Origin of the sequence: Vibrio sp. nBUS_14 (assembly GCF_051201655.1) — a bacterium.
In the GTDB taxonomy this organism is placed as follows: domain Bacteria; phylum Pseudomonadota; class Gammaproteobacteria; order Enterobacterales; family Vibrionaceae; genus Vibrio.
In genome coordinates this window covers 170,612-193,597 of record NZ_CP179206.1, presented here as the reverse complement: position 1 = coordinate 193,597, position 22,986 = coordinate 170,612, and the positions used below count along the sequence as shown (strand labels likewise).

General features: G+C 44.5%; 21 protein-coding genes. 11 read left to right on the top strand and 10 right to left on the bottom strand.

Going from position 1 to position 22,986, the window contains the following annotated elements; translation table 11 throughout:
• Positions 1 to 7 precede the first annotated feature (7 nt).
• The gene (locus ACMAZD_RS00895) at positions 8 to 709 is read left to right on the top strand and encodes a lecithin retinol acyltransferase family protein (protein ID WP_435248214.1); all 702 of its coding nucleotides are present in this window, start codon (positions 8 to 10) and stop codon (positions 707 to 709) included.
• A gap of 33 nt (positions 710 to 742) precedes the next feature.
• On the opposite strand, the gene ACMAZD_RS00890 is transcribed toward ACMAZD_RS00895, so the two are convergent.
• On the bottom strand, positions 743 to 1,399 hold the full coding sequence (locus ACMAZD_RS00890; RefSeq protein ID WP_435248213.1) for an inovirus Gp2 family protein: 657 nt from the start codon (positions 1,397 to 1,399) through the stop codon (positions 743 to 745).
• 312 nt (positions 1,400 to 1,711) lie between these two features.
• Here ACMAZD_RS00890 and ACMAZD_RS00885 point away from each other — a divergent pair, with 312 nt between their 5' ends.
• Complete coding sequence (locus ACMAZD_RS00885) at positions 1,712 to 3,019, top strand: hypothetical protein (protein WP_435248212.1); 1,308 nt, start codon at positions 1,712 to 1,714, stop codon at positions 3,017 to 3,019.
• Here ACMAZD_RS00885 and ACMAZD_RS00880 read toward each other — a convergent pair.
• Entirely contained in the window at positions 3,007 to 3,156 is a 150-nt protein-coding gene (locus tag ACMAZD_RS00880; RefSeq protein WP_435249309.1) for a helix-turn-helix transcriptional regulator, read from the bottom strand. The genes ACMAZD_RS00885 and ACMAZD_RS00880 overlap by 13 nt on opposite strands.
• A gap of 226 nt (positions 3,157 to 3,382) precedes the next feature.
• Between ACMAZD_RS00880 and ACMAZD_RS00875 the strand changes: the two genes are divergently transcribed.
• Entirely contained in the window at positions 3,383 to 4,141 is a 759-nt protein-coding gene (locus ACMAZD_RS00875; protein ID WP_435248211.1) for a hypothetical protein, read from the top strand.
• A gap of 199 nt (positions 4,142 to 4,340) precedes the next feature.
• Here the strand turns inward: ACMAZD_RS00875 and ACMAZD_RS00870 are convergent, their stop codons facing one another.
• On the bottom strand, positions 4,341 to 4,973 hold the full coding sequence (locus ACMAZD_RS00870; RefSeq protein WP_435248210.1) for an alternative oxidase: 633 nt from the start codon (positions 4,971 to 4,973) through the stop codon (positions 4,341 to 4,343).
• 348 nt (positions 4,974 to 5,321) lie between these two features.
• On the opposite strand from ACMAZD_RS00870, the gene ACMAZD_RS00865 reads away from it, so the two are divergent.
• Entirely contained in the window at positions 5,322 to 5,495 is a 174-nt protein-coding gene (locus ACMAZD_RS00865) for a hypothetical protein (protein WP_435248209.1), read from the top strand.
• A 49-nt stretch (positions 5,496 to 5,544) separates the two neighbouring features.
• On the opposite strand, the gene cspE is transcribed toward ACMAZD_RS00865, so the two are convergent.
• From cspE to ACMAZD_RS00850, 3 genes are all read right to left on the bottom strand, one after another.
• Positions 5,545 to 5,757: a transcription antiterminator/RNA stability regulator CspE gene (cspE, locus tag ACMAZD_RS00860; RefSeq protein ID WP_004735656.1), complete on the bottom strand. Its 213-nt coding sequence runs from the start codon at positions 5,755 to 5,757 to the stop codon at positions 5,545 to 5,547.
• 311 nt (positions 5,758 to 6,068) lie between these two features.
• Positions 6,069 to 6,494 carry a phosphate-starvation-inducible protein PsiE gene (locus ACMAZD_RS00855; protein WP_435248208.1) on the bottom strand — a complete coding sequence of 142 codons (426 nt, stop codon included), beginning with the start codon at positions 6,492 to 6,494 and terminating at the stop codon, positions 6,069 to 6,071.
• A gap of 234 nt (positions 6,495 to 6,728) precedes the next feature.
• Complete coding sequence (locus tag ACMAZD_RS00850) at positions 6,729 to 8,099, bottom strand: NCS2 family permease (RefSeq protein ID WP_435248207.1); 1,371 nt, start codon at positions 8,097 to 8,099, stop codon at positions 6,729 to 6,731.
• A 765-nt stretch (positions 8,100 to 8,864) separates the two neighbouring features.
• On the opposite strand from ACMAZD_RS00850, the gene gmk reads away from it, so the two are divergent.
• The 4 genes from gmk to recG all read left to right on the top strand — a co-directional run bounded on the left by gmk (position 8,865) and on the right by recG (position 14,401).
• Positions 8,865 to 9,488, top strand: a complete 624-nt coding sequence (gene gmk / locus ACMAZD_RS00845) for a guanylate kinase (RefSeq protein WP_435248206.1) — start codon at positions 8,865 to 8,867, stop codon at positions 9,486 to 9,488.
• A gap of 119 nt (positions 9,489 to 9,607) precedes the next feature.
• On the top strand, positions 9,608 to 9,880 hold the full coding sequence (gene rpoZ, locus ACMAZD_RS00840; RefSeq protein WP_009848003.1) for a DNA-directed RNA polymerase subunit omega: 273 nt from the start codon (positions 9,608 to 9,610) through the stop codon (positions 9,878 to 9,880).
• A gap of 39 nt (positions 9,881 to 9,919) precedes the next feature.
• Entirely contained in the window at positions 9,920 to 12,046 is a 2,127-nt protein-coding gene (gene spoT, locus ACMAZD_RS00835; protein ID WP_435248205.1) for a bifunctional GTP diphosphokinase/guanosine-3',5'-bis pyrophosphate 3'-pyrophosphohydrolase, read from the top strand.
• Between the two features lie 276 nt (positions 12,047 to 12,322).
• A complete protein-coding gene (gene recG, locus ACMAZD_RS00830) occupies positions 12,323 to 14,401 on the top strand; it encodes an ATP-dependent DNA helicase RecG (protein WP_435248204.1) in 2,079 nt (692 codons plus the stop codon).
• Positions 14,402 to 14,542: 141 nt separating this feature from the next.
• On the opposite strand, the gene envZ is transcribed toward recG, so the two are convergent.
• Positions 14,543 to 15,838, bottom strand: coding sequence for a two-component system sensor histidine kinase EnvZ (envZ, locus tag ACMAZD_RS00825; protein WP_435248203.1), 1,296 nt, complete (start codon positions 15,836 to 15,838; stop codon positions 14,543 to 14,545).
• Positions 15,839 to 16,003: 165 nt separating this feature from the next.
• Entirely contained in the window at positions 16,004 to 16,723 is a 720-nt protein-coding gene (gene ompR / locus ACMAZD_RS00820) for an osmolarity response regulator transcription factor OmpR (protein ID WP_435248202.1), read from the bottom strand.
• 177 nt (positions 16,724 to 16,900) lie between these two features.
• Between ompR and greB the strand changes: the two genes are divergently transcribed.
• Both greB and ACMAZD_RS00810 read left to right on the top strand, forming a co-directional pair.
• Entirely contained in the window at positions 16,901 to 17,380 is a 480-nt protein-coding gene (gene greB / locus ACMAZD_RS00815; protein ID WP_065113304.1) for a transcription elongation factor GreB, read from the top strand.
• 670 nt (positions 17,381 to 18,050) lie between these two features.
• Positions 18,051 to 20,381 (top strand): Tex family protein, encoded by a 2,331-nt coding sequence (locus tag ACMAZD_RS00810; RefSeq protein WP_435248201.1) that lies wholly within the window; start codon positions 18,051 to 18,053, stop codon positions 20,379 to 20,381.
• Between the two features lie 124 nt (positions 20,382 to 20,505).
• On the opposite strand, the gene ACMAZD_RS00805 is transcribed toward ACMAZD_RS00810, so the two are convergent.
• A complete protein-coding gene (locus tag ACMAZD_RS00805) occupies positions 20,506 to 20,979 on the bottom strand; it encodes an ATP-dependent Lon protease (RefSeq protein WP_435248200.1) in 474 nt (157 codons plus the stop codon).
• Between the two features lie 364 nt (positions 20,980 to 21,343).
• Positions 21,344 to 22,120, bottom strand: a complete 777-nt coding sequence (gene bioH, locus ACMAZD_RS00800) for a pimeloyl-ACP methyl ester esterase BioH (RefSeq protein ID WP_435248199.1) — start codon at positions 22,118 to 22,120, stop codon at positions 21,344 to 21,346.
• Positions 22,121 to 22,213: 93 nt separating this feature from the next.
• Here bioH and ACMAZD_RS00795 point away from each other — a divergent pair, with 93 nt between their 5' ends.
• Positions 22,214 to 22,927 carry a ComF family protein gene (locus ACMAZD_RS00795; protein WP_435248198.1) on the top strand — a complete coding sequence of 238 codons (714 nt, stop codon included), beginning with the start codon at positions 22,214 to 22,216 and terminating at the stop codon, positions 22,925 to 22,927.
• Positions 22,928 to 22,986 lie beyond the last annotated feature (59 nt).

The following is a 22,986-nucleotide window of genomic DNA, read 5'->3' as shown; positions in this document are numbered from 1 at the left end:
TTCTATCATGGAACACTTACAACCCGGCGATCACCTGGTGGTGAACGTTGATGTACTGGGGATTACTGAGCACCATGGCTTATACATCGGCAATGGTGAAGTCATTCATCTTTGCGCTCACGCTAAGCAAGTCATACTCAGCTGCTTAGCTACGTTTTCTGATGAGAAAGAAATCAGAGTGAAACGACGCGCACCCTATCCACAAGATGCCATTGATTACGCAAGGCATCAGTTAGGTAAACGCGGTTACGATGTAGCCACGAACAATTGTGAACACTTCGTCAACCGCTGCATTGAACAACGACACACCTCCAACCAAGTGAGTAGCGGTGGTCATGCCATCGTTCATGTTGCAGCTAGGCAGGGCTTACTCGGTCAATCAGCTAAACAGTTTGCGAAAGGTCCATTAGGCACCATCGCTATCGCCTCTACAGGGGCCAAGTATGTTGGCGAATACATTGGCTTACCTGATAGTGTAAACACCGTTGTAGGGGCTCCAGGGGATCTTGTCGCCAAGCCTATTGAAGCTGCCTTCACTGGTACCGTTGATACACTGAGTAATACTTACGATAAACTGAGTGAAGGTGAGATCATCGGTGCCACTGGTGAGCTTATATCAGGCACTGTAGAGACAGCTGTTGATGTCGTCTTTGCACCCATTGAAGTGGTGGGTAACACCTGGAGTGCGATTAAGTCGTGGTTTGATTAACATACTGGAGGGCTAAACACCCTCCGTCCATCACTACCGATAGCTGGTACCAAAATTACGGCGTCCCTCACCATAGTGTTTAGTATCTTTTTTTGCGAGATAACTTAAACGGTAAAATAGCTCCTCATACTGACGAGAAAACTCGGAGGTACCTTGATGTAAATAATACCCACCATTTTTTGTAAAATGTACCAACCCAATCGCGTTGTGATAATCCATGCCTAGTGCACTAGCCCAAGCATCATGAATCATCCCTGATAAGGTATCTCTTCTTTCCCACTCACCTAGCTTATGGAATTTCTCTTTGTTAAAAAGCAATACCATGTGGTAATGATCATTTACTGATGTATCTCGCTCTCTGGCCCAAATAAACCGAACGCCTGAAGGGCGTACTCTTCGATTCGCTTTTTCGTACCTGCGGTCCATTGCTTTAATTTTTGCTTTAAGCGATTCAGTAAACAGTGAGATAGCACGATCTCTAAATCGACATTGGTTGACGATCTCATCTCGACTCAAACAATCAAGCTCTTGAGGAGCTTGTGGCATCTTAAGATCAATCCGTACTGCATAGACGCGTTTGTTCTCATCACATGCGTAATTCAATGTATCTATTGTTTTGTCTAGGTATCTTTCGTTGTAGTCATTTAGGTTGCCTTGAATGGGCAACCCTTTGAAGTAGTTGTTGTTCATTTTCACTTACCTATGGTTGGTTATCATAAGTAAGATCTGTTGTATTTAATTACTGGATTATCAGGTGACCATACTAAGGTATGTTCACTAAAAGAGAGGTATGTATATAACTATACCGACATCGTTTAGGTGATCCCGTCACTCAATTCCCTCTTCTATAGCAGCAGCAAAAAACCACCTCAAAAGTCACTTGTTTTGGTCTGGTGTTATCTAACCAAGCCACAAGAGTCACACCATCAAAACTCAGCCAATAGTAAAAATATAAATTAATGATATAGTTCGGGAATTCCCCATAACTAAAATCATCCAATCATGACATTGCCAAAAGAAAACATCATCGTGTTACCCCATATCAAGCATTATCAAATTATTGCAATTAGTGATGAATTAAAGCTAGAAAGAAACCTGTCGTTTCGTATTGATATCAAGCATCACCAGTTAGGTAGAGCTGGTCATTTCAGTGAAATTGATAAGGTATTTGATGCGCTCTCAAAGCACATAGACAGCGAGGGTAGTGATTGGCAGTTTTATGTGATTCCAGAGCTAGACCGACCTTACAGTTTTGCAGCAGCTTTAAGGTTACATAGGAGCTATAACCATGAACTGAACTCCACTCATCCAGATAACTTTCTGACGTTCTTGAAAGAAAAAAATGAAGAATATTGTCTTGAACGAGAAGGCTGTTCAACAAAAGACAAAGAACAGATCATCTACATGCTCAAGCTTTTTAACCTATTAAGGAACAATGCTGATTTTGCCACGAAATCAATTTCAGCTCGGAAAGATGAACTCACTTCTAAGCTAAGTATCAGTCAGAGAGCTCTAACCAAATCCCTGCACAATTTTGTTGAATTAGGGCTGATTAAAATTGAGACAGGTAGGCGACATAAAGATACTTCATTACCAGATCTGATTCTTTTGAGTGATGTTTTTTTTCAAATAGCTTTCACACTCACAGGTCAGGAATTGATTTCAAGCTTTAAATCGAGTCTCAAAAAAATCAATACAAACGGTAAGACCAATTTCAGTGCTAATGGCACTTACCTGACTATATTCGATGAGGTTGAAAAACTAGTGACTGAAGTTAAATCAATACTCATTCATTTTGAAGGTATTATCAGCCAAGATGCTTCAAGCACTGAACTGCCATATCTGCAAAATCTAAAAAGAGCCATCCAAGAAGCAAAGCAATCGATAATCAGTGAGGAAAAAAAACAAGCTGATAAGCATAGTGCTGAGAACGAACTGAAGTGCGTAGACTCAGATTACGGTCAATCAATTTTTCAGAAAGTACTCAATTGTTCTGAATCGCTGCTAATTGCTCTCAAAAAACTAGATAAGAACCCGTATGACGATAGTGCCAAATACAAGGTTTCCGTTGCTACGCAATCTATTGATCATCTTCAAGCATACCTTATCGATGTACAAAAACAGCAGGTAAACCTTATAGACTTCGCCAAAGGCCATAACCATATTTACACTACATCAGAAGAAGCCCTAGCAGGGTATAAAGAGCTAGAGATCCATGTAATTGAATGTAAAAAAGCCGCTAAGAAGCTTTTCTTGAGCGGCTTGGTACAAAATCCCATGGCGACAACCTCTTTAAGCTACCTGCTGTGAACTCTTGATTGCACCCATGCTTGAACTTCACTTTCCAACCAGGCTTTTCGCTTGCCCATAACGGTGTAGTTTCCAGGGAACTCACCAGCTTTAATCAAGTTGTAAATGCTACTACGGCACAGTGTCGTTGTTTCCATGACATCGCGTAAGCGAAGAAAACGATCACTGCTATTCTGAATGAATTCCATCATATTCTCCTGGTTAACGGCTTATCCAGGAAGATGAAATATATCTGAGTTGGCTTTGATTACAGGTACAAGTGAAAACGATATAACAGGCTTTGACAGACCATAAATAGCTACTACAATTAAATGTATAGCTTTTACATAAAAAGTAAGCCCATTACATTGCAGGTGCTCATAGATGAATATCGAAATCAGTGAAGAGATCAACCAACGCTTAAGCGCGCATAGAGTTGGCTTTGAAACTCAAGAACAGGTAATTGAAAGGTTATTAGACCACTATGAAACAAAGGATAATCTCAACAGACCTATTGTAGAATTTATTCCTAATGAACCTGAGTTTAAGAAAAACCTAGTACAGAAAAAGTCTGCTTGGAAAGAGCTTCATTTCAATGATGGCTCAGTCAAAGTTGAAGAGTGGATTGCTAGCCAATTTAAGGAAACATCCAGCCTGAGATCAAACATTTGGTCCGGACCGTTAAGAGACTGGAAAAGCAAGGGCATAAAGAAGCTCATTCTCTCTACGGAAAAAACCAAGGCCATAGCTACTAATCAACGTACAGTTGAGATTCAGGTGGGCAAGTTTGTTAAAGCGCATATTTACAACATCATTGAGCTCTGTAAAACAAATGACCAATACAAGAAGCAACTAGTAAGCAAAGAATGGTGCCATGACAATTTGTGCATACAGTTCCCCTTTCTATTATCTACCAAGTGGGTAAGAGAAGAAAATCTGCATGAGAGGTACTGGACAGCTGAATACAAAATAGCAATGTGGTCATATCGTGTTTGCAGCCAGTTTGGTGGAAGTACTTTAGTGGGTGGAAAAACACTGTCTGAGCAACATGGAAATATGTTTTTGAGACACCTTAAAGAAAATGACTTATTGTTACCTGAGTTTCAAAACAAGCAGATTAAGTTCATTGTGAAGAGAGCGTAACTCCATGGTGGTTAAAATGGTGGTTAAATTGAAATACCGACCAAAGATAAATACTCAAATATATGATAAATAAGTTTATTTAATTTTCAATCAACGAACAGATCCAAAATATCGAATAAGCCAACACAGAACTAAATAGAAATAAGCCCCTGTCTCGAACGATGCAGGGGCTTTTCTTTATTTCAGCGATAAAGGAGCATTAGCATTGGTGCTCAGGTAAGTCTTTGGTTTTGTATAGATTGGCAATGTCGTGATTCTTGTCGCGATGCTTAGCTTCATCTTCTCTTATACGGAAAAGTACATCTAAGAATGTCGCATCATCAGGTAGACGATAATAGGTCATCGCAATTCTCGGTGCAGGATGGTTGGGTAGACTGCCCTCTTCAATTTTGGCGATGTACTCTGAGTAACTGTTGCAAGCTTCCTCTTCAAAATAACCGACAATCCTATGTGCGGTTTTAGAAGAGGCTAAGTAAATCACGCTATAGATAATTAAGAAGATAAATTGTAATAGCATCACTAAGATGCGCTCTATTATGGACGGCTTGGTAACGGTCAAGAAGATCATCAAGTGCATCCGTTCATTGTCCGCTTCGTCCAAGAGCTCTTTAATCCAACCACCGTCATCTTTCATGCGACGCAATGCTTTAAGGTGATTGAACACCCCCGCGACCATGCCCGGTACAGCGGCAATGGTCTCCAACAACATCGCTCGTTTGGCTAAATGTTTCCCATAAAACAGGTTAAGCGTTTTTTTAAGAAGTCGAGTAACAATAAGTGCAACCTTTTCGGAGAGAACTTCAGGTTGATAATGAGTGCTTTCAAAATGCATAGCGTGTTCCTTAATATGAGTCTAATACTAATTAATCAACATTCATGCCAAAACATAAACCCTTGTATAAAAAGGGGAAAACAGACAAAAGAGTCATAATGACAACTTGAAATGCGAAAAAAAAGGACATTTAAATGTCTTTTTGACTATTAAGGAGGTAATAAAAACCTAGCAACATGGGTGGGCTCTTGAATTACTTGAGTAAAGTAAGTGAATTGTTTTACTCATCCGAGTGTTTTGTTCGACGATCAACATACGGCCAGTAATGAATCAACAAGGTTACGACGTTTAAGATAAGGATACGAACCGCATTAGACGTAGAACTTAAGGTTATTATCGAGCAGATACGTGAGTAGAAACCGGAGATCAGAGGGTATTTTAGAGAGAAACGAAAACTTGAATCAGGAGGTAGAAATTAAAACAGAGGAAAGTATAGAAAGTATAGAAAGTATAGAAAGTATAGAAAGTATAGAAAGTATAGAAAGTATAGAAAGTATAGAAAGTATAGAAAGTGAAGATTAAGTGGGAAAGTGGCGCAAGTTGCTAATGCAACCTGCGCCGACTTAAAATCTTATAGAGCTACAACGTTTGCAGCTTGAAGACCTTTTTGGCCTTGCTCTACTTCGAAAGACACTTGTTGGCCTTCTTTAAGAGTCTTGAAACCTTCAGATGCGATAGCACGGAAGTGAACGAATACGTCAGCGCCGCCGTTGTCTTGAGTTAGGAAACCGAAACCTTTCTCTTCGTTAAACCATTTTACTACGCCGTTTGTTTTGTTAGACATGATGTGTCCCTTATATAAAAATAAAAAATTAATCGCCAAAAGTGCGATGCGCTGAAAGCTTGAATTATTTAATGTATCTATGAAGCCAAGGGAAACACTGAGAATAACAATGAAGCAATACTAAGGGTTTTACTTTACAACTGGATGTTTCATTTAATAACTCTGAAAACAGAGCGACGCTATTCTTGGTGATCTAAGCCAGGTTGTAAAGCTTTATTTGAAATAAGTTGATGTTTTTTTGTTCGGTTAGCTTTTATTAAAGCCCTGCCATGCCGCAGATCTTAATTTATAAGAGTTTGATCTCAAAAAATTTACTCATCCGATTGCTTGGTTCTTAGATCAACATATGGCCAGTAATGGTGCCCGACTCGAATGAGCAGTGTAGCTGCGGCTAAGATAAATGCAGCAACAGACAGCCAAACGATGAGTACTGCATCTAACTCCTTCATACCTAAGGTGATGTAACGAGCAATCGCCATCATCGCGATGTAGATCGGGTATCGCACAGGGATCTTACCATTCATCACAAACTGCTGAACCATCGCCAGCACTTCCAAGTAAATGAACATCAGAAGAATGTCAGTCAGTTGTACTCGACGTACTGCAAAGACATGCATGAACTCTTCCATCATGGCAAACAGTGTCGCCAAAGTGATCGCCACCAATAGAACGGCTTCAAGAATGTGGAAAATCTTAAGGAAAGGCTTACTAAAAGACTTAGGTAAGTGAGAAGGCATAGTCACTCTTCAAAAAATAATGAATCCAATCTCTACAGTAGCATGCATCAATATAAGTCGCGCACTCTCAACGCATCGACTTTAGGATAGCGCTATCAACTCATAAGTAACTAACAGTAAAAAGCAAAGGCAAGAAGCAACAGATACCAAAATGGCCCCACATTCACTGCAGAGCCATCTGTTTGTGTTTTACTTGGCGACTTTTAATGGCTAATTGGTAGTAGCTAATTAGCCTTAAAGCAGAATCAGGTAAGTTAAGAACACCACACACAGGCCGTAGATAAGTGGGTGTACTTCTTTGCGCTTACCCGCCACAACCATCGTGAATGCGTAGCTGATGAAGCCCATCGCCATACCGTTTGCAGGTGAGAAGCTTAGCACTGTGAACATGATGGTAAAGAAGGCGGCAATGCGTGACTCTTTCTTTTCCCAGTTAATCTGACCCAGATGGCCAACCATGTAGATACCCACCACAACCATCGCAGGCGCGACCATTGCCGCTGAGAAAATAGAGAAGATCGGGTATAGGAAGAGAGAAACGAGGAATAAGCCAGCCACCATCACGGCTGCTAAACCCGTTTTCGCTCCTTGAGAAGACGCAATACCAGATTCAGAGAAAGCGGTAATCGATGTAGTACCTAAAATCGAACCAATCACCGTACCACCCGCATCAGCAACTAAAGCTGATTTTGCATTTGGTACCTTGCCATCTTTGTCGATGATACCCGCATCACGACCCACACCTACGATCGTGCTCAAACCATCGAAGAAATCGACAATCAGGAAGATAAGTACGATGAACAGTAGATCGAATATTTTCTCAGGCGTAAAAGCTGAGAAATCAAAGATCGCACCGAAGCTGCCCGCCATGCTTGGTGGCATAGAAACGAATTGATCAGGGATTGGCGCGTTTGATGTCCCTAAGAACACATCAGCCAGAATCGTCAATGCAATCGCTGATACAAACGAGATGAAGGTTGCTAGTTTAATGTCACGAACCATACAGCCCAGTGCGATGAAGATACTCACGTAAGCGATGACCACTTGTGGGTCTGAGATGTCACCTAAACCAACCAATACGAACGGGTTAGACACGATAATGCCTGCATTCTTAAGGCCTAAGAAAGCAATGAACAAACCCAGAGATACGGTAATCGCCAGCTTTAAATCTTCAGGAATAGATTCAATCATCGACTTACGAATATTGGTCAATGAGAAAGCAAGATAAAGGATACCCGATAGGAAGATGCCAAATAGCGCTTCATTCCAAAGTACTGCAACTGAACCACTTAACAGTAGGCCTTTGAAGAAACCGTTCATGCTCATACCAGGCGCCAGCATGACTGGGTAGTTACCCCAAATGCCCATGATAAGCGTTGCGATAGCCGCAGAAAGAGCGGTTGCCGTAAAGACTGCCCCTTTGTCCATTCCCGGGATGCCACCCAGAATTGCTGGGTTAACCGCCAAGATATAACTCATCGCTAGGAAGGTAATAAAACCGGCGTATAGCTCAGTGCTGATCGTGGTCTTTCTCTCTGAGATTTTGAACATGGAGTCAAGCGAGCCAGATGTTTTCTGGGCTTTCAGGGTGGAGTCGGTATTCACAACAAAACCTATGTATTAATTAAAAAATTTAAGATTCAAATGCTGTGAGAATAGAGGGATCTCTACACTAAAAACTGTAGTCACCAAGGTAGGCTCGGTAGTAGAAACATCTGATCCAGCAGGGTCTGTTGACCCTTCGAGATGCTTTTTGCAGCGAATTGTTGGGGTTTTCTACAAGGCAGAGACTTTGACGTGTAGCTAGCCTACATAAGAAGTCGATAACACAGTAGAAATCACCAACAAACGCTGCCCGAAGGGTTCGGCTAAAATCGTTCTACGCTTTGTTAAGGAGTCTTTACTTAGAATGCTAGGTTACAAACTCCTTGCCGCGCCTAAAACGATTTTTTCTCGAACAAAACTCCATCGCGAAAGGTCAACAGACCCTAGACATATACAGCATTTAATCGTTTGCGCGGATTGTAAGGATTGAGATTAAAACTTCAATAAATTTTGTTCAGATCACATAAAAAACTGAACATGATAGTTCATTGCATTTATATGAAGATCAGACGAAAGATCATTTAAGAATAAATAACGATCAATCCAGTTGTTCTCAATCATCTTAATATGCTACTCTTCGCCTCCATTTTTCTGGCCTAATTTTCACCAGTTGTCTCGATTAGTTTCACTCGTTACCTCTTCATAGATGTAGCCACCGGAACAATTAGTCGATGCACCATCGGAACAAAAATTAGAGTCAGTGCTATCTTTTATAGTGTCGGTTTATCGCCTTCACTCAATCCAACCAACAGTGGAAATATACAGATGGGCATAGGTACTCTTTACATCGTATCTGCACCTAGTGGCGCAGGTAAATCGAGCTTGATCTCAGCAATGCTGGAAACCAATCCAACCTACGCAATGAAGGTATCTGTTTCACACACCACTCGCGGTATGCGCCCTGGTGAAGAAAATGGTGTTCACTACCACTTTGTAGAGAAACATCACTTTGAAGATCTCATCAAGGAGAGTGAGTTCCTAGAGTATGCTGAAGTATTCGGCAACTACTACGGTACTTCACGTGTTTGGATTGAAGACAACCTAAACCGCGGTATCGATGTATTCCTAGATATCGACTGGCAAGGTGCTCGTCAGATCCGTGAACAAATGCCTCAAGCGAAGAGTGTCTTCATTCTTCCACCATCAAACGGTGAGCTAGAGCGTCGTTTGAATGTTCGCGGTCAAGATAGCGACGAAGTTATTGCGAAACGCATGAGCGAAGCAAAATCTGAGATTTCTCACTATGCAGAATACGATTATGTGATCGTGAATGATGACTTTGATGCAGCCTTGATGGACTTCAGAGCAATCATTCGTGCGGAGCGCTTAAAAGAAGATAAGCAAGCCGCTAAATACAGCGGCATGCTTACTGCTTTATTAGCGGAATAATCTAGATCCCCTAGATTTTCCATTGAGATAAGTATACGGTGAACTAGAAAGTCTCTCGTTAAACTTGTATACTTTCTCGTCATCTAAAATTTATTAGTTAATTACTATTTGGAGTCCTCATGGCACGCGTAACTGTTCAAGACGCTGTTGAAAAAGTTGGCAACCGTTTCGACCTAGTTCTTATTGCGGCTCGCCGCGCACGTCAAATGCAAACTGGCGGTAAAGATTCACTAGTGCCTGAAGAAAACGATAAGCCAACGGTTATCGCTCTTCGCGAAATCGAAGAAGGTCTTATCACTAAAGACGTACTAGATGCTCGTGAGCGTCAAGAGCAACAAGAACAAGAAGCGGCTGAACTTGCAGCAGTAAGCAGCATCGCTCACACTCGTTAATAGCATTATTCGAACTAATTAACCTTCCGGGCCTTTAATTTGTATCTATTCGATAGCCTCAAAGACGTTGCCCAAGAATACCTAACAGAGCCTCAAGTTGAGGCTCTGCGTCAATCTTATGTGGTAGCGAGAGACGCCCATGAAGGGCAAACCCGTTCAACGGGTGAACCATACATTATCCACCCTGTAGCGGTTTCAAGAATCCTGGCAGAAATGCGTCTGGATATCGAAACTCTGCAAGCAGCCCTACTCCACGATGTAATTGAAGATACTGAAGTTACAAAAGAGGAGCTAGAAGCTCAATTCGGCAATACCGTTGCTGAGCTGGTTGATGGTGTATCTAAGCTGGATAAGCTTAAATTTCGTGATCGCAAAGAAGCGCAAGCAGAGAACTTCCGTAAGATGGTTCTCGCCATGGTGCAAGACATCCGCGTTATCTTGATCAAATTAGCTGACCGTACTCACAACATGCGTACGCTTGGGGCACTTCGTCCTGACAAAAAGCGTCGTATTGCTCGTGAAACTTTAGAGATCTATTCTCCGCTCGCTCATCGCCTTGGTATTCATAACATCAAGACCGAACTAGAAGAGTTAGGCTTCGAAGCCCTCTACCCTAACCGTTATCGCGTACTCAGAAATGTAGTGAAAGCTGCGCGTGGTAACCGTAAGGAGATGATCCAACGTATCCATAGCGAAATTGAAGGCCGTCTTGAAGAAGTCGGTTTGTCTGCTCGCGTCGTAGGTCGTGAAAAGAACTTGTTCTCAATCTATAACAAGATGAAAACCAAAGAGCAGCGCTTTCACACCATTATGGATATCTATGCTTTCCGCGTAGTGGTTGATACCCCAGACTCTTGTTATCGCGCACTTGGCCAAGCTCACAGCTTGTACAAGCCACGTCCAGGCCGCATGAAAGATTACATTGCGGTACCAAAAGCCAACGGCTACCAATCTCTTCATACGTCAATGATCGGCCCTCACGGGGTACCTGTAGAGGTTCAGATCCGTACCGAAGATATGGAGCAAATGGCCGATAAAGGCGTCGCGGCACACTGGTCTTACAAAGGCAGTGGCTCACGCAGTAGCAATGGGACAACCGCACAGGTTAAAGCACAGCGTTGGATGCAGAGCTTACTTGAGCTTCAACAAAGCGCAGGTAACTCATTCGAATTCATTGAAAACGTTAAATCTGATCTGTTCCCAGATGAGATCTTCGTGTTCACGCCGAAAGGTCGCATCGTCGAGCTTCCTGCGGGGGCAACAGCGGTCGATTTTGCTTACGCGGTACATACCGACGTCGGCAATATGTGTGTAGGTGCTCGTGTCGACATGAACCCTTACCCACTCAGCAAATCGCTGAAGAACGGTCAAACGATTGAGATCATCAGTGCTCCGGGCGCACGTCCAAATGCAGCATGGCTCAACTACGTAGTGACCTCACGCGCTCGTACTAAGATCCGTCAGGTTCTGAAGACAATGCGCCGTGAAGAGTCAATTATCCTAGGTCGTCGTCTACTGAATCACGCACTTGGTGAACACTCTATTGCCGATATCGGCCAAGAGAACCTCGAGCATGTATTGTCTGATTTACGCTTAGAAAGCGTTGAAGACTTGCTAGCATCGATTGGTCTTGGCGAGCTGATGAGTATCGTCATTGCTCGTCGCCTACAGGGTGATGCTGACGAACTGACTGAAGTGAAAAATAACAGCGATGCGCCTAGGAAGAAACTCGCTATCCGCGGAGCTGAAGGTCTACTACTGACTTTTGCCAATTGTTGTCACCCGATCCCAGGCGATCACATCATTGCTCATGTATCTCCAGGTCGTGGCCTTGTGGTTCACCGCGAAACGTGTCCAAACGTTCGTGGTTACCAAAAAGAACTGGACAAATACATGGCGGTAGAATGGTCTGACGATTACGATCAAGAGTTCACAGCTGAACTTCAGATCGATCTGCAGAACCATCAAGGTGCACTGGCTGAGTTAACGAACGTTATCTCTAAAACAGGTTCAAACATTCACGGTATTTCAACCGAAGAACGTGATGGACGCCTGTACACCGTGACTATCTTGCTGACCACCAAAGATCGTGTTCATCTTGCCAGTATTATGAAGAAGCTTCGTGTGATGCCACACGCGCTGAAAGTAAGACGCCGCAAGAACTGATCCAAAAGCAGATAAATAAAGCAGATGAGAGATAAGAGTCTCGAGATGCGAAGAGCACAAGCTTTTCATCACTCAACTCTTCGTATTTCGAGTCTGCTTTAATTTTTGTATTGCCCTATTCTTTTCGAACCCTGTTTGCTCAACTCTCGGACCAACTCTTCTGATCTTAATTTCTTCGCATCTCGTTTACCCTCGCATCAGGTCTTAAGCTTTACCCTGTACAAAAATCCAGTAAAATGCTTGAATAGATTACCTCTTACGTTTACGAGCCTTGTTATGTCACAGCTTTTATCTGCTATCCCTCTCAACTCTTTATCTGGAGTCGGCGCAAAAGTCGCAGAGAAACTGGAAAAGGTTGGGCTTAACAATGTACAAGACCTACTGTTTCACCTTCCTTTGCGCTATGAAGATCGAACGCGTATCTATCCAATCGTCAAACTGCACGCTGGCCTTTGGGCTGCGGTGCAAGGCAAAGTGATGCACGTCGATACCATTTTCGGTAAACGTAAGATGTTGGCGGTAAAAATCAGTGATGGGAATGGCACCATTACCCTGCGTTTTTTCAACTTCACCGCCGGTATGAAGAATAACTTTGCCGAGGGCAAGCAAGTTCATGCCTATGGTGAAATCAAGCGCGGTAATATGGGGCTTGAGATCGTCCACCCAGACTACAAATTCTTTGCTCCTAGGCAACAGCCAGATGTTGAAGCCAACCTCACTCCAGTGTATCCAACCACCGAAGGGCTAAGACAAGTCACGCTACGTAACCTTACCGATCAAGCTCTAGAGTTAATCGACAAGGCCGCAGTTAATGAGCTTTTACCATCAGGTTTATACGATCACCAAATCACCCTCGCACAAGCTTTGCATACCATTCACAGACCACCTCCGGGGATTGACCTAGAGCTGTTTGATGAGGGTAAACACCCCGCTCAACTGCGTCTGATTATGGAAGAGCTACTGGCCCAAAACTTATCGATGTTATCAGTCCGTAGCAAAGGGCAACAAGACAAGGCAATGCCTTTTCCTCCGGTGAACACTCTCAAAGAGAAGCTGTTAGCTCAGCTGCCGTTCTCGCCAACCAATGCACAAGCTCGAGTCACCAAAGAGATCGAAGCTGACTTGAAAAAGCCGCACCCTATGATGCGTTTGGTACAGGGTGATGTAGGTTCAGGTAAAACCTTGGTCGCCGCACTAGCAGCCGTTCGCGCACTCGAACACGGTCAGCAAGTCGCCTTAATGGCACCCACCGAACTGCTTGCAGAGCAGCACGCGATTAATTTTGCCAACTGGTTTGAAGCAATGGGCATTCAAGTTGGGTGGCTAGCAGGTAAACTCAAAGGTAAGGCTCGTGAAACTGAACTAACACGTATTGCCAGCGGCGAAGCGCAAATGGTGGTCGGTACTCATGCTCTGTTCCAAGAGCATGTCGAGTTCAAAAACCTTGGTTTAGTGATCATTGATGAGCAACATCGATTTGGTGTCCACCAGCGATTAGAACTGCGTGAGAAAGGCGCAAAGCAAGGCTACTACCCCCATCAGTTGGTCATGACCGCAACCCCAATCCCACGAACGTTAGCAATGACGGCCTATGCCGACCTCGAAACTTCGATTATTGATGAACTGCCGCCGGGACGAACACCCATTCAAACCGTAGCGATTCCTGATACCAAGCGCGATGACATTGTTGAACGTGTGAAAAATGCGTGTCTCCATGAAGGCAAGCAAGCCTACTGGGTGTGTACGCTGATTGATGAATCGGAAGTACTGGAAGCTCAAGCTGCAGCTGATACCGCAGAAGAGCTGCAACGCAAACTACCTGACGTAAAAATTGGTTTAGTTCATGGCCGTATGAAACCCGCCGAAAAACAAGCGGTGATGAAAGAGTTCAAAGAGAACAAACTGCATCTATTGGTTGCCACCACCGTTATCGAAGTGGGTGTGGATGTACCGAATTCGAGCTTAATGATCATCGAGAACCCAGAACGTCTTGGCCTAGCGCAACTGCACCAACTGCGTGGCCGTGTCGGCCGAGGTTCGGTCGCAAGCCATTGTGTGTTGTTGTATCACTCTCCGCTGTCTAAAACCGCTCAGAAGCGCTTAGGGGTGCTGCGTGAAAGTAACGATGGCTTTGTTATTGCTCAGCGAGATCTAGAGATTCGTGGGCCCGGTGAATTGCTTGGTACCAAGCAGACTGGCTTGGCTGATTTCAAGATTGCCGACTTAGTTCGTGACCAACGTTTAATTCCTGAAGTCCAGCGTATTGCTCGTCATATTCACGATAGCTACCCAGATAATGCCAAGGCGATCATCAAACGTTGGTTGGGTGAACGCGATGTTTACTCCAAGGCTTAGTGAGTAAAATTAACGTCATCCAATACCTAAAAAGGCTTCCCTCAAAGAAGCCTTTTTCACATCAGTGGCACTCAAATATGCTGCTAGTGCTTTACTGAAACCAAAGTGAGATTCCCTATTCGCCAAACCATTGAACTCTGCTTACGACTTCACCGGGAAACTGATCTGCGCTTTTAAACCACCTTCACTGCGATTATTGACCACGACAGTACCTTGGTGCTGGCTGACAATACGTTTAACAATAGCTAAACCTAAGCCGGTACCTTCACTGCCACGAGCGGTATCACCACGAGTGAAGGGTTCAAACAACTTACTGATCTGGTCTTGCGGGATACCTGGACCATTATCTTCGACCGTTACCCAAGCAAGCTTGTTATCCGCTGTCATGCCGGTAGATACCTTGATCCAGCCGTTGCCGTAACGAAGGGCATTCACGACCAAGTTACTCACGGCACGCTTCATCGCAATTGGGTTCCCTAGCGCGGGTTTCATGGTGTTCAAAATGTCTGTTTCAATCTGAACCTCATACCCTCCTTCAGAGATCGATACCTCGCGTGCGATGTCATCGACAGCGACCGCTTCGAATGACTCACGATCAACGGGCTTTAGGTAATCCATAAACTGGCTGATGATCTCGTTACACTCTTCCGTATCACTGATGATGCCTTCGGCTAAATAACTGTCTTCCGGTGACATCATCTCTGTCGCTAAACGAATACGAGTGAGTGGTGTACGTAAATCATGACTGATGCCCGCCATCAACAACGTTCTGTCATCTTCCAACTCTTGAATACCCTTCGACATTTGATTGAAGGTTCGAGTTACAGAGCGGATTTCCTTTGTTCCTCGAACCGTTAATGGTGGTGGAATTTCGCCACGTCCAACCTCTTGTGCCGCCCTCTCTAAAGCGATCAATGGCCGATTTTGCAAACGAATAAATAACCACCCACCAGCAACGATGAGCATTGCCATGATCAGACTATTGCGAAATAGCGGCATAAAGTCTTCTTCTTGTAACTCAGACAGAGGGATGCGGATCAGTGAATTAGGCAGTTTTGCAATGTCCATCCATAACACATAGCTCTCTTTACCTAGGATCAAGCGCACTTCAGTCTCAGAGCCTAACTCTTTGGTCATCTCTTCACTCATCAGGTCAATCGATACTGCGTGGTAATATTCGTCCGCTACTTTGCTATCTTTAGCATGTACCGTTACTCCTAATTGCTCAAGTACGCGCTGGCGCATGGGAGCTTCAACCTCAATATTGTTCCTTTGGTCTAGAACTAAATTCAGCTCATGCGCCAGTATCTTATTGAACTGCTGCAAACTCGGCATTAAAGCGTAATTAAACACCGCGTAGTAAGAAAAAATTTGGCTAGCGACCAATAGCGTTAAGAAAAGTACTATCGACTGAGTAAAGGAGCTACGTATACGCATAGGAGACCTAAAGTGAGGAGTGATTAAGGGGTAGAATGGAAACTATAACTCTAAACCTTTGTGCTGAAGACAAAACGGGTCATCACATATTAATGAGATGACCCGTAAATAAAGAATTCTGATTCACAGAATCGATCAAGCTGCTTTTGAGCTTATAAAGCTAGATTACACGGCTTTACCATCTGGAACGAAGACATAACCCAAGCCCCACACCGTTTGAATGTAGCGAGGCTTGCTTGGGTCTTCTTCCACTAGGCGACGTAATCGGGAAACCTGCACATCGATTGAACGTTCCATTGCTGAATACTCACGGCCGCGAGCCATGTTCATCAGCTTATCGCGAGACATTGGTTCACGCGCGTTGGTTACTAATGACTTCAGTACCGCAAATTCACCCGAAGTGAGCGGCATTGGCTCTGCGCCACGGAACATTTCACGCGTACCGAGGTTCAGGCTGAACTCACCAAACTCAACCACAGACTCTTCTGTGCTTGGCGCGCCCGGTGCTTCAATCACTTGGCGGCGCATTACCGCTTTGATACGAGCAAGCAATTCACGTGGGTTAAATGGTTTAGGCAGGTAATCATCAGCACCGACTTCCAAACCCACAATGCGATCCACTTCGTCACCCTTTGCCGTCAGCATTAGGATAGGCAGCGAGTTGTTTGCGTTTCTTAGCCGGCGACAGATCGATAGACCGTCTTCGCCCGGTAACATTAAATCCAATACCATCAAGTGAAAATTTTCACGGGTTAACAGGCGGTCCATCTGCTCACTGTTTGCCACGCTACGCACTTGAAAGCCTTGCTCTGACAGATAGCGTTCTAGCAACGCACGTAAACGAGCATCGTCATCGACCACTAAAATTTTGTAGTTTTCTTGCATGTAATGGTTCCACCTATTAAAGCTCAAACCTAAGGTTAAGCATTCTTGGTCATTGTATATTGGTTTAAGACATTAAAAATGTAACATTATTGGGGAAAAAGTCGCCTAAATAATTGTTAACGTATGTTGCCTTTCTATATATTCTATCTTAGAACATCATTTCATTAAGTCAGATTTATGAAAACCAAACTGATCACCCGAGAAGGTTATAACAAGCTCAAAGCAGAACATGACCACCTATGGCACGAAAAGCGTCCAGAGATCACCAAAATAGTCACTTGGGCTGCCAGCCTTGGAGATCGTTCAGAAAACGCAGATTACACCTTCAATAAACGTTTGCTCCGACAGATTGATCGCCGAGTGCGTTTCTTAAGAAAGTTCCTACCTGATGTCACGATCGTGGATTACTCGCCACAACAAGAAGGTAAGGTATTTTTCGGTGCTTGGGTCGAGATTGAGAATGATGATGGGGAAATTAAGAAGTTTCGCATTGTAGGACCTGAAGAGATCTACGGCGATGCTAAAGGATATATCTCTATCGACTCACCAATGGCTAGAGCTCTGCTAAAGAAAGAAGTAGATGATGAATTTACGGTAACCACACCGGAAGGTGATAAAGAGTGGTTCATTAACGCGATTCACTACGTAGAAAGTTAACCGTGCCGCCCCCTGCTTGCCAACGGCAGAAGCTAAAACACACGCTCTAAAATCACAAACGCCAGATAAAAGAAAACCCCGTTAGGCTTTCGCCTGACGGGGTTAAGTCTCTATCGCAGCAATCCGGCTACTGTTTATCTCTTCGAGATAAGGTGCTCCCTGCATCTTTCCTTGATAGTGGTTAAATCCTTTAACCCATTTCCTTTTTGTTCATCGCCATCCTAGCGGTGTCCATTCTAGCCTGTCATCCTGACTGGCGAATCTCGTCCAGAGATTATCACTTCCTTGCTGACCACTCATCCTAAGTCATCAAATCTTCATCCTGAAGATACCTAGTCCATTAGGATTTTTCCTGTTCCTGTCAACTCCCTGTCGACAAGTTAAATATTACGGTATTTGGGCGAGTTTCCTAGATAGCTCCAAAAAACATTTCAGGTGAGAAAGACGCAAAAAAACACAAACAAATATAAATCAACAGGTTATAAAATTATTAAAACGATTTCTCAGGTTTAAAGCGACTTAGTCTCACATTACTTGTAAGAGATCTCGCACAAGGTGGGTATCACAAACGGAACTTCGACTTCTGACTGGATAATTAGACGCCAAAGCTAGAAAAATCGTACGCTCACCCCCATATATCTGTCACGATATTAAATAAGAGATTCATCGGATGAGCCAAGCTATCTGTCGACTAATTGCTGAAGAACTGAATGTTCGTTCAGAGCAAGTCATCGCCGCAGTCAACCTAATTGACGACGGTAACACCGTTCCCTTTATTGCCCGCTACCGTAAAGAAGTCACGGGTGGCTTAGACGATACCCAACTACGTAACCTTGATAGTCGCCTTTCATACCTTCGCGAACTTGACGATCGCCGCCAAACGATTCTTAAGTCGATTCAAGACCAAGGCAAGCTCACGCCAGAACTGGAGCGTGATATCACTCAAGCCGACAGCAAGACGCGCCTGGAAGATTTATACCTGCCATACAAACCAAAGCGTCGTACCAAAGGTCAGATCGCAATCGAAGCAGGATTAGAGCCACTTGCCGATACACTTTGGAATGAACCACAACACGATCCTGAAACCGAAGCCGCTCACTTCATTAGTAGCGATAAAGGCGTTGCTGATACCAAAGCGGCACTGGATGGTGCACGTGCGATCGTGATGGAGCGTATTGCAGAAGACGCCAACCTACTTAAAAAGATTCGCCAACATCTCACGCGTAACTCAGAACTCGTTTCACGTGTCGTGACGGGCAAAGAACAAGCAGGCGAGAAATTCAAAGATTACTTCGAACACAACGAAACACTCAATAAAGTACCTTCACACCGTGCGCTTGCGATGTTGCGAGGCCGAAATGAGGGCTTCCTAACGCTGGCTATGAATGCTGACCCTGAGCAAGAAGAGAGTGCACGTGGTTCTTACTGCGAGAACATCATCTCGGATCACTACGGTATTAACCTAAGCAGCGCTCCTGCAGATGCATGGCGTAAACAAGTCATCAGCTGGGCATGGCGTATTAAGGTTTCTATGCACATGGAAACCGAGTTGATGGGCGCGATGAAAGAACGCGGTGAAATCGAAGCGATTGAAGTGTTCGCAACCAACCTTAAAGACTTGTTGATGGCGGCGCCTGCTGGTCCTCGAGCAACTTTGGGCTTGGATCCGGGTTTACGTACCGGTTCAAAAATCGCCGTTGTAGATTCAACCGGTAAGGTTCTGGCAACAGAGACCATTTACCCTCACCCACCACAGAAGCAATACGACAAATCTGCACACGTGGTTGAGCAGATGGTTCGCCAATACAATGTTGATTTGATTGCGATTGGTAACGGTACGGCTTCACGCGAAACCGACAGCTTTGTGGCTGATGTGATTAAACGCGGCAACCTAACAGCACAAAAGATTATTGTCAGCGAAGCGGGCGCATCAGTTTATTCCGCGTCTGAGTTAGCGGCGAAAGAATTCCCGAACATGGATGTATCGATTCGTGGTGCTGTGTCTATTGCTCGTCGTCTGCAAGATCCACTGGCGGAGCTTGTGAAGATTGACCCTAAATCGATCGGTGTGGGCCAATACCAACACGACGTGAGCCAAACTATGCTCGCTAAGCGCCTAGACGCGATTGTCGAAGACTGTGTAAACGCGGTTGGTGTTGATGTAAATACCGCTTCAGCTGCGCTTCTAACCCGCGTAGCTGGTCTTTCTAGTACCATCGCTCAGAACATCGTGGACTTCCGTGATGAAAACGGTCGCTTCGAAGCGCGTACAACACTCAAAAAAGTCGCTCGTTTAGGGCCAAAAGCGTTTGAACAGTGTGCGGGTTTCCTACGAATTATGGATGGTAAGAACCCGTTAGATGCATCATCGGTTCACCCAGAAGCTTACCCTGTGGTGAAAAGCATCGCTGAGAAAAACCACAAAGACATCAAATCTCTGGTGGGGAACACAGACTTCCTGCGTGGCTTGCATGCAATTGATTACACCAATGAGAACTTCGGTGTACCTACGGTAACCGACATCATCAAAGAGCTGGATAAACCGGGTCGAGATCCTCGTCCTGAATTTAAGACAGCAACCTTCGCCGATGGCGTCAATAGCATGTCTGACTTAGAACCCGGCATGATCTTAGAAGGTGTGGTTTCCAACGTAGCTAACTTTGGTGCCTTCGTTGATATTGGTGTTCACCAAGACGGCTTGGTACACATTTCAGCGCTAACCGATCGCTTTGTCGCTGACCCACGTGAAGTGGTGAAAGCCGGTGACATCGTAAAAGTGAAGGTGATGGAAGTGGATGTTCAACGTAAACGTATTGCACTCAGCATGCGTATGAAAGATGAGCCAGGCCAAGATAACCGAGCGCAACGTTCAAGTACGCCTCGTACGCAAAGCCGACCGAATCAAAACTCACAAGGTGGACAACGCCGCCGTGAGGAGCCGCAACAAAACGCGGCGATGGGTGGTGCTTTTGCCGCTGCCTTTGCTAAAGCGAAAAAATAATCCGTTAGCGCACCTGAAAAACTGATTCGCCTAAAACAAAAAACCTGCATCCCTTAGGGTATGCAGGTTTTTATTATGTGTTCAAAAAAGACATCGAAGTTTGGTTGGGTCATAAGTGTTCGATTTATAACACGACCAGCATTCCTGATGGAGCATGAGGCGCAACAGCATGACCATAATGATATTTTATGACCTTACGTCGTTTCTCCATCTGTCCCTCTTGAATCGCCGCATCTAAAACATGCTTTGGCAGGCGGAAACGCATGGTATAGCCCTTTCCTTGATCAGCACTGTATGTTCTCAGTGCCAATAAGCTGAACAACCTATCAAAAGGATCTTGTGGTTCTTCTTGGCTAATCGAATTGGCTTCTGACTCATTATCCATTTCATAACCAGGATGGTCTGAAGGATCCCAAGCCGACTGCTGCCTTCGTTTATCGTCCGGTTTTACCTTTCGTTCTGCATTGGTTTTCGCCAATGCTACTGCAGGAGCGACAGGCTCTCGAACTCTATTATCACGCGCAACTTGCTCTGTTTGCACATTAACGGATGGGGCGATCAGTGGCACACTTACTGCAGTTGCAGGTGACACAATCATCGCGAACTCCTCAAGAATCGCCCATCGTTATTGCTATAACGCTGTTGCACTGTGAGTCAGCTCAAAAGGTATAGCCCAACTTACCGCAATCAGCTCAGGAGAGAGTTAGGTCTGAGTATCATGCAACGCCTTGGTTATACCAATCGTAGTAAATAACGGCTCATCCTAGCTTATTAAAATGCTCGATAACGGCGTTAGAATTTTTGATTGTAGAATAACGACTTATCAAAACTACTTGTCAAAACTACTTGTCAAAAAAAAGCGGCCTTATTCTCAAGCCTTTTTCCTACGCTATCTTTGAACACTGACTTACTGTGATTGGTATTAGGTTATATATCGACCAAGCCAGCAATAAATTTAGCGATTATTTGCGCGCGAAACTAATCAGTTCACTGCAGAAGGCATTTGCTTCTGTCATAAATGGCGCATGCGAAGACTGAGTAAAGATGTATTGCTCGGTATGAGGCAGTGCAGCACCCAAATCTTTGGCGACTTTTATTGGCACTAAACCATCCAATCGGCCATACAAGCGCAGCATCGGCACAGAGATCTGCGGTAGTTGTTCACGGAGGTCGACATCAGACAGCATCTTTAAGCCAGCCAATAATGAGTCAGGATTTGGTAATGGGCGGGACAACACCGCTTGCTTGAGTTGTTTGACATCTTGTCTTGCAGAAGGGCTACCCATGGCTTGCAGTGCCATAAAGCGTTCGATGGTGGTTTGAAAGTCTTCAACCAATTGCTCGGTGAATGCGCTTAATACGTTTGGCTGAATGCCTCGCCATAATACGGGTTCTTTTGTCGCTGCGAATTTAGGGGAGCTGGCGACAGTCACCAGTTTACTGACGTAATCGGAATAATGCAGAGCCATATGTGTCGCGACCAAGCCACCAAGAGACCAACCCACCCAAATCGCTTGCTTGGGCGCGTCGACCAAGAGTTGCTGAGCAATCTCTTCCAGATCTTGAGCGTGGCAATGTGCGCTGTGCCCATACCCCGGTAAATCCACCACATGTACTCGAAAATCAGCTTCTAGCGCATTCACGGTTTGTTGCCATACCGCACCGTTCATTCCCCAGCCGTGGACCAGTACCAAATCGGGTCCTTGTCCTGAAACATGCCAATATAACGCGTCACTCATTCTCATTATTCCCTACTTATTTCATCCACCATCAAGGGTACGTTTCAGTATGGTGAGTAACAAGAACACCATAACCCAAAAGCACTGCGAGCTATGTTATCTGATTGGCTACAAAAACACACACCACGGCTGGTCACACCTCAATGTCACCTATGTAAATTGGATAAATCCTCTGATGATGATCATCCGCGATGGTGTAATGATTGCCTTAATCTCTTCGATCCAGTGCCGCGTTGCCGGCAGTGTGGCTTAAAAACCCTCACTACCGTCGAGCAATGTGGTCAGTGCTTATCTAAACCTCCACCGTGGCATCGTCTCTATTGTGTGGGCGATTACACCTTCCCAACCGCGCGCTATATTCAGCAGATGAAATATTCCGATAAGTTTTGGTTTTCTCGCGATCTGTCGAAGTTACTAGCCTCACGCATTGACCATCCAGCCCCGCTGATTACCAGTGTCCCTTTACATTGGACTCGATACATTCAACGCAGCTTTAACCAAAGCCAGTTATTGGCAAACTACACCGCTCAAGAATTAGGGGTGAAAAGTGAGGTATTGTTTCGGCGAAATCGCGCCACACTTTCTCAACAAGGGTTAATCAAGTCTATAAGGTTGAATAACCTGAATGGTGCTTTCACGTTTCTTCATCGCGACTTTGAAGCGACTGATTATCCTCACATTGCGGTAATTGATGATGTTGTAACCACAGGTAGTACAGTGTATCAATTATGCCAATTACTACTTGAAGTAGGTGTGAAAAGGATCGATATTTACTGTATCTGCCGCACTCCTGAGCCCTCTGGATAAATAGTGAGAATCGCTACTTGTACAGCAATCCAACAAAAAAGGGCTGAATTACAAATCTG

Bases quoted from the DNA above. Each gene is read 5' to 3' on its own strand.
- rpoZ (WP_009848003.1), top strand. From the start codon at position 9,608: ATGGCACGCGTAACTGTTCAAGACGCTGTTGAAAAAGTTGGCAACCGT.
- greB (WP_065113304.1), top strand. From the start codon at position 16,901: ATGAAAACCAAACTGATCACCCGAGAAGGTTATAACAAGCTCAAAGCA.
- ACMAZD_RS00890 (WP_435248213.1), bottom strand. From the start codon at position 1,399: ATGAACAACAACTACTTCAAAGGGTTGCCCATTCAAGGCAACCTAAAT.
- cspE (WP_004735656.1), bottom strand. From the start codon at position 5,757: ATGTCTAACAAAACAAACGGCGTAGTAAAATGGTTTAACGAAGAGAAA.
- gmk (WP_435248206.1), top strand. From the start codon at position 8,865: ATGGGCATAGGTACTCTTTACATCGTATCTGCACCTAGTGGCGCAGGT.
- ACMAZD_RS00895 (WP_435248214.1), top strand. From the start codon at position 8: ATGGAACACTTACAACCCGGCGATCACCTGGTGGTGAACGTTGATGTA.
- bioH (WP_435248199.1), bottom strand. From the start codon at position 22,120: ATGAGTGACGCGTTATATTGGCATGTTTCAGGACAAGGACCCGATTTG.
- ACMAZD_RS00855 (WP_435248208.1), bottom strand. From the start codon at position 6,494: ATGCCTTCTCACTTACCTAAGTCTTTTAGTAAGCCTTTCCTTAAGATT.
- envZ (WP_435248203.1), bottom strand. From the start codon at position 15,838: ATGCGTATACGTAGCTCCTTTACTCAGTCGATAGTACTTTTCTTAACG.
- ompR (WP_435248202.1), bottom strand. From the start codon at position 16,723: ATGCAAGAAAACTACAAAATTTTAGTGGTCGATGACGATGCTCGTTTA.
- ACMAZD_RS00875 (WP_435248211.1), top strand. From the start codon at position 3,383: ATGAATATCGAAATCAGTGAAGAGATCAACCAACGCTTAAGCGCGCAT.
- ACMAZD_RS00810 (WP_435248201.1), top strand. From the start codon at position 18,051: ATGAGCCAAGCTATCTGTCGACTAATTGCTGAAGAACTGAATGTTCGT.
- ACMAZD_RS00870 (WP_435248210.1), bottom strand. From the start codon at position 4,973: ATGCATTTTGAAAGCACTCATTATCAACCTGAAGTTCTCTCCGAAAAG.
- ACMAZD_RS00880 (WP_435249309.1), bottom strand. From the start codon at position 3,156: ATGGAAACAACGACACTGTGCCGTAGTAGCATTTACAACTTGATTAAA.
- ACMAZD_RS00805 (WP_435248200.1), bottom strand. From the start codon at position 20,979: ATGATTGTGTCACCTGCAACTGCAGTAAGTGTGCCACTGATCGCCCCA.
- recG (WP_435248204.1), top strand. From the start codon at position 12,323: ATGTCACAGCTTTTATCTGCTATCCCTCTCAACTCTTTATCTGGAGTC.
- ACMAZD_RS00795 (WP_435248198.1), top strand. From the start codon at position 22,214: ATGTTATCTGATTGGCTACAAAAACACACACCACGGCTGGTCACACCT.
- ACMAZD_RS00885 (WP_435248212.1), top strand. From the start codon at position 1,712: ATGACATTGCCAAAAGAAAACATCATCGTGTTACCCCATATCAAGCAT.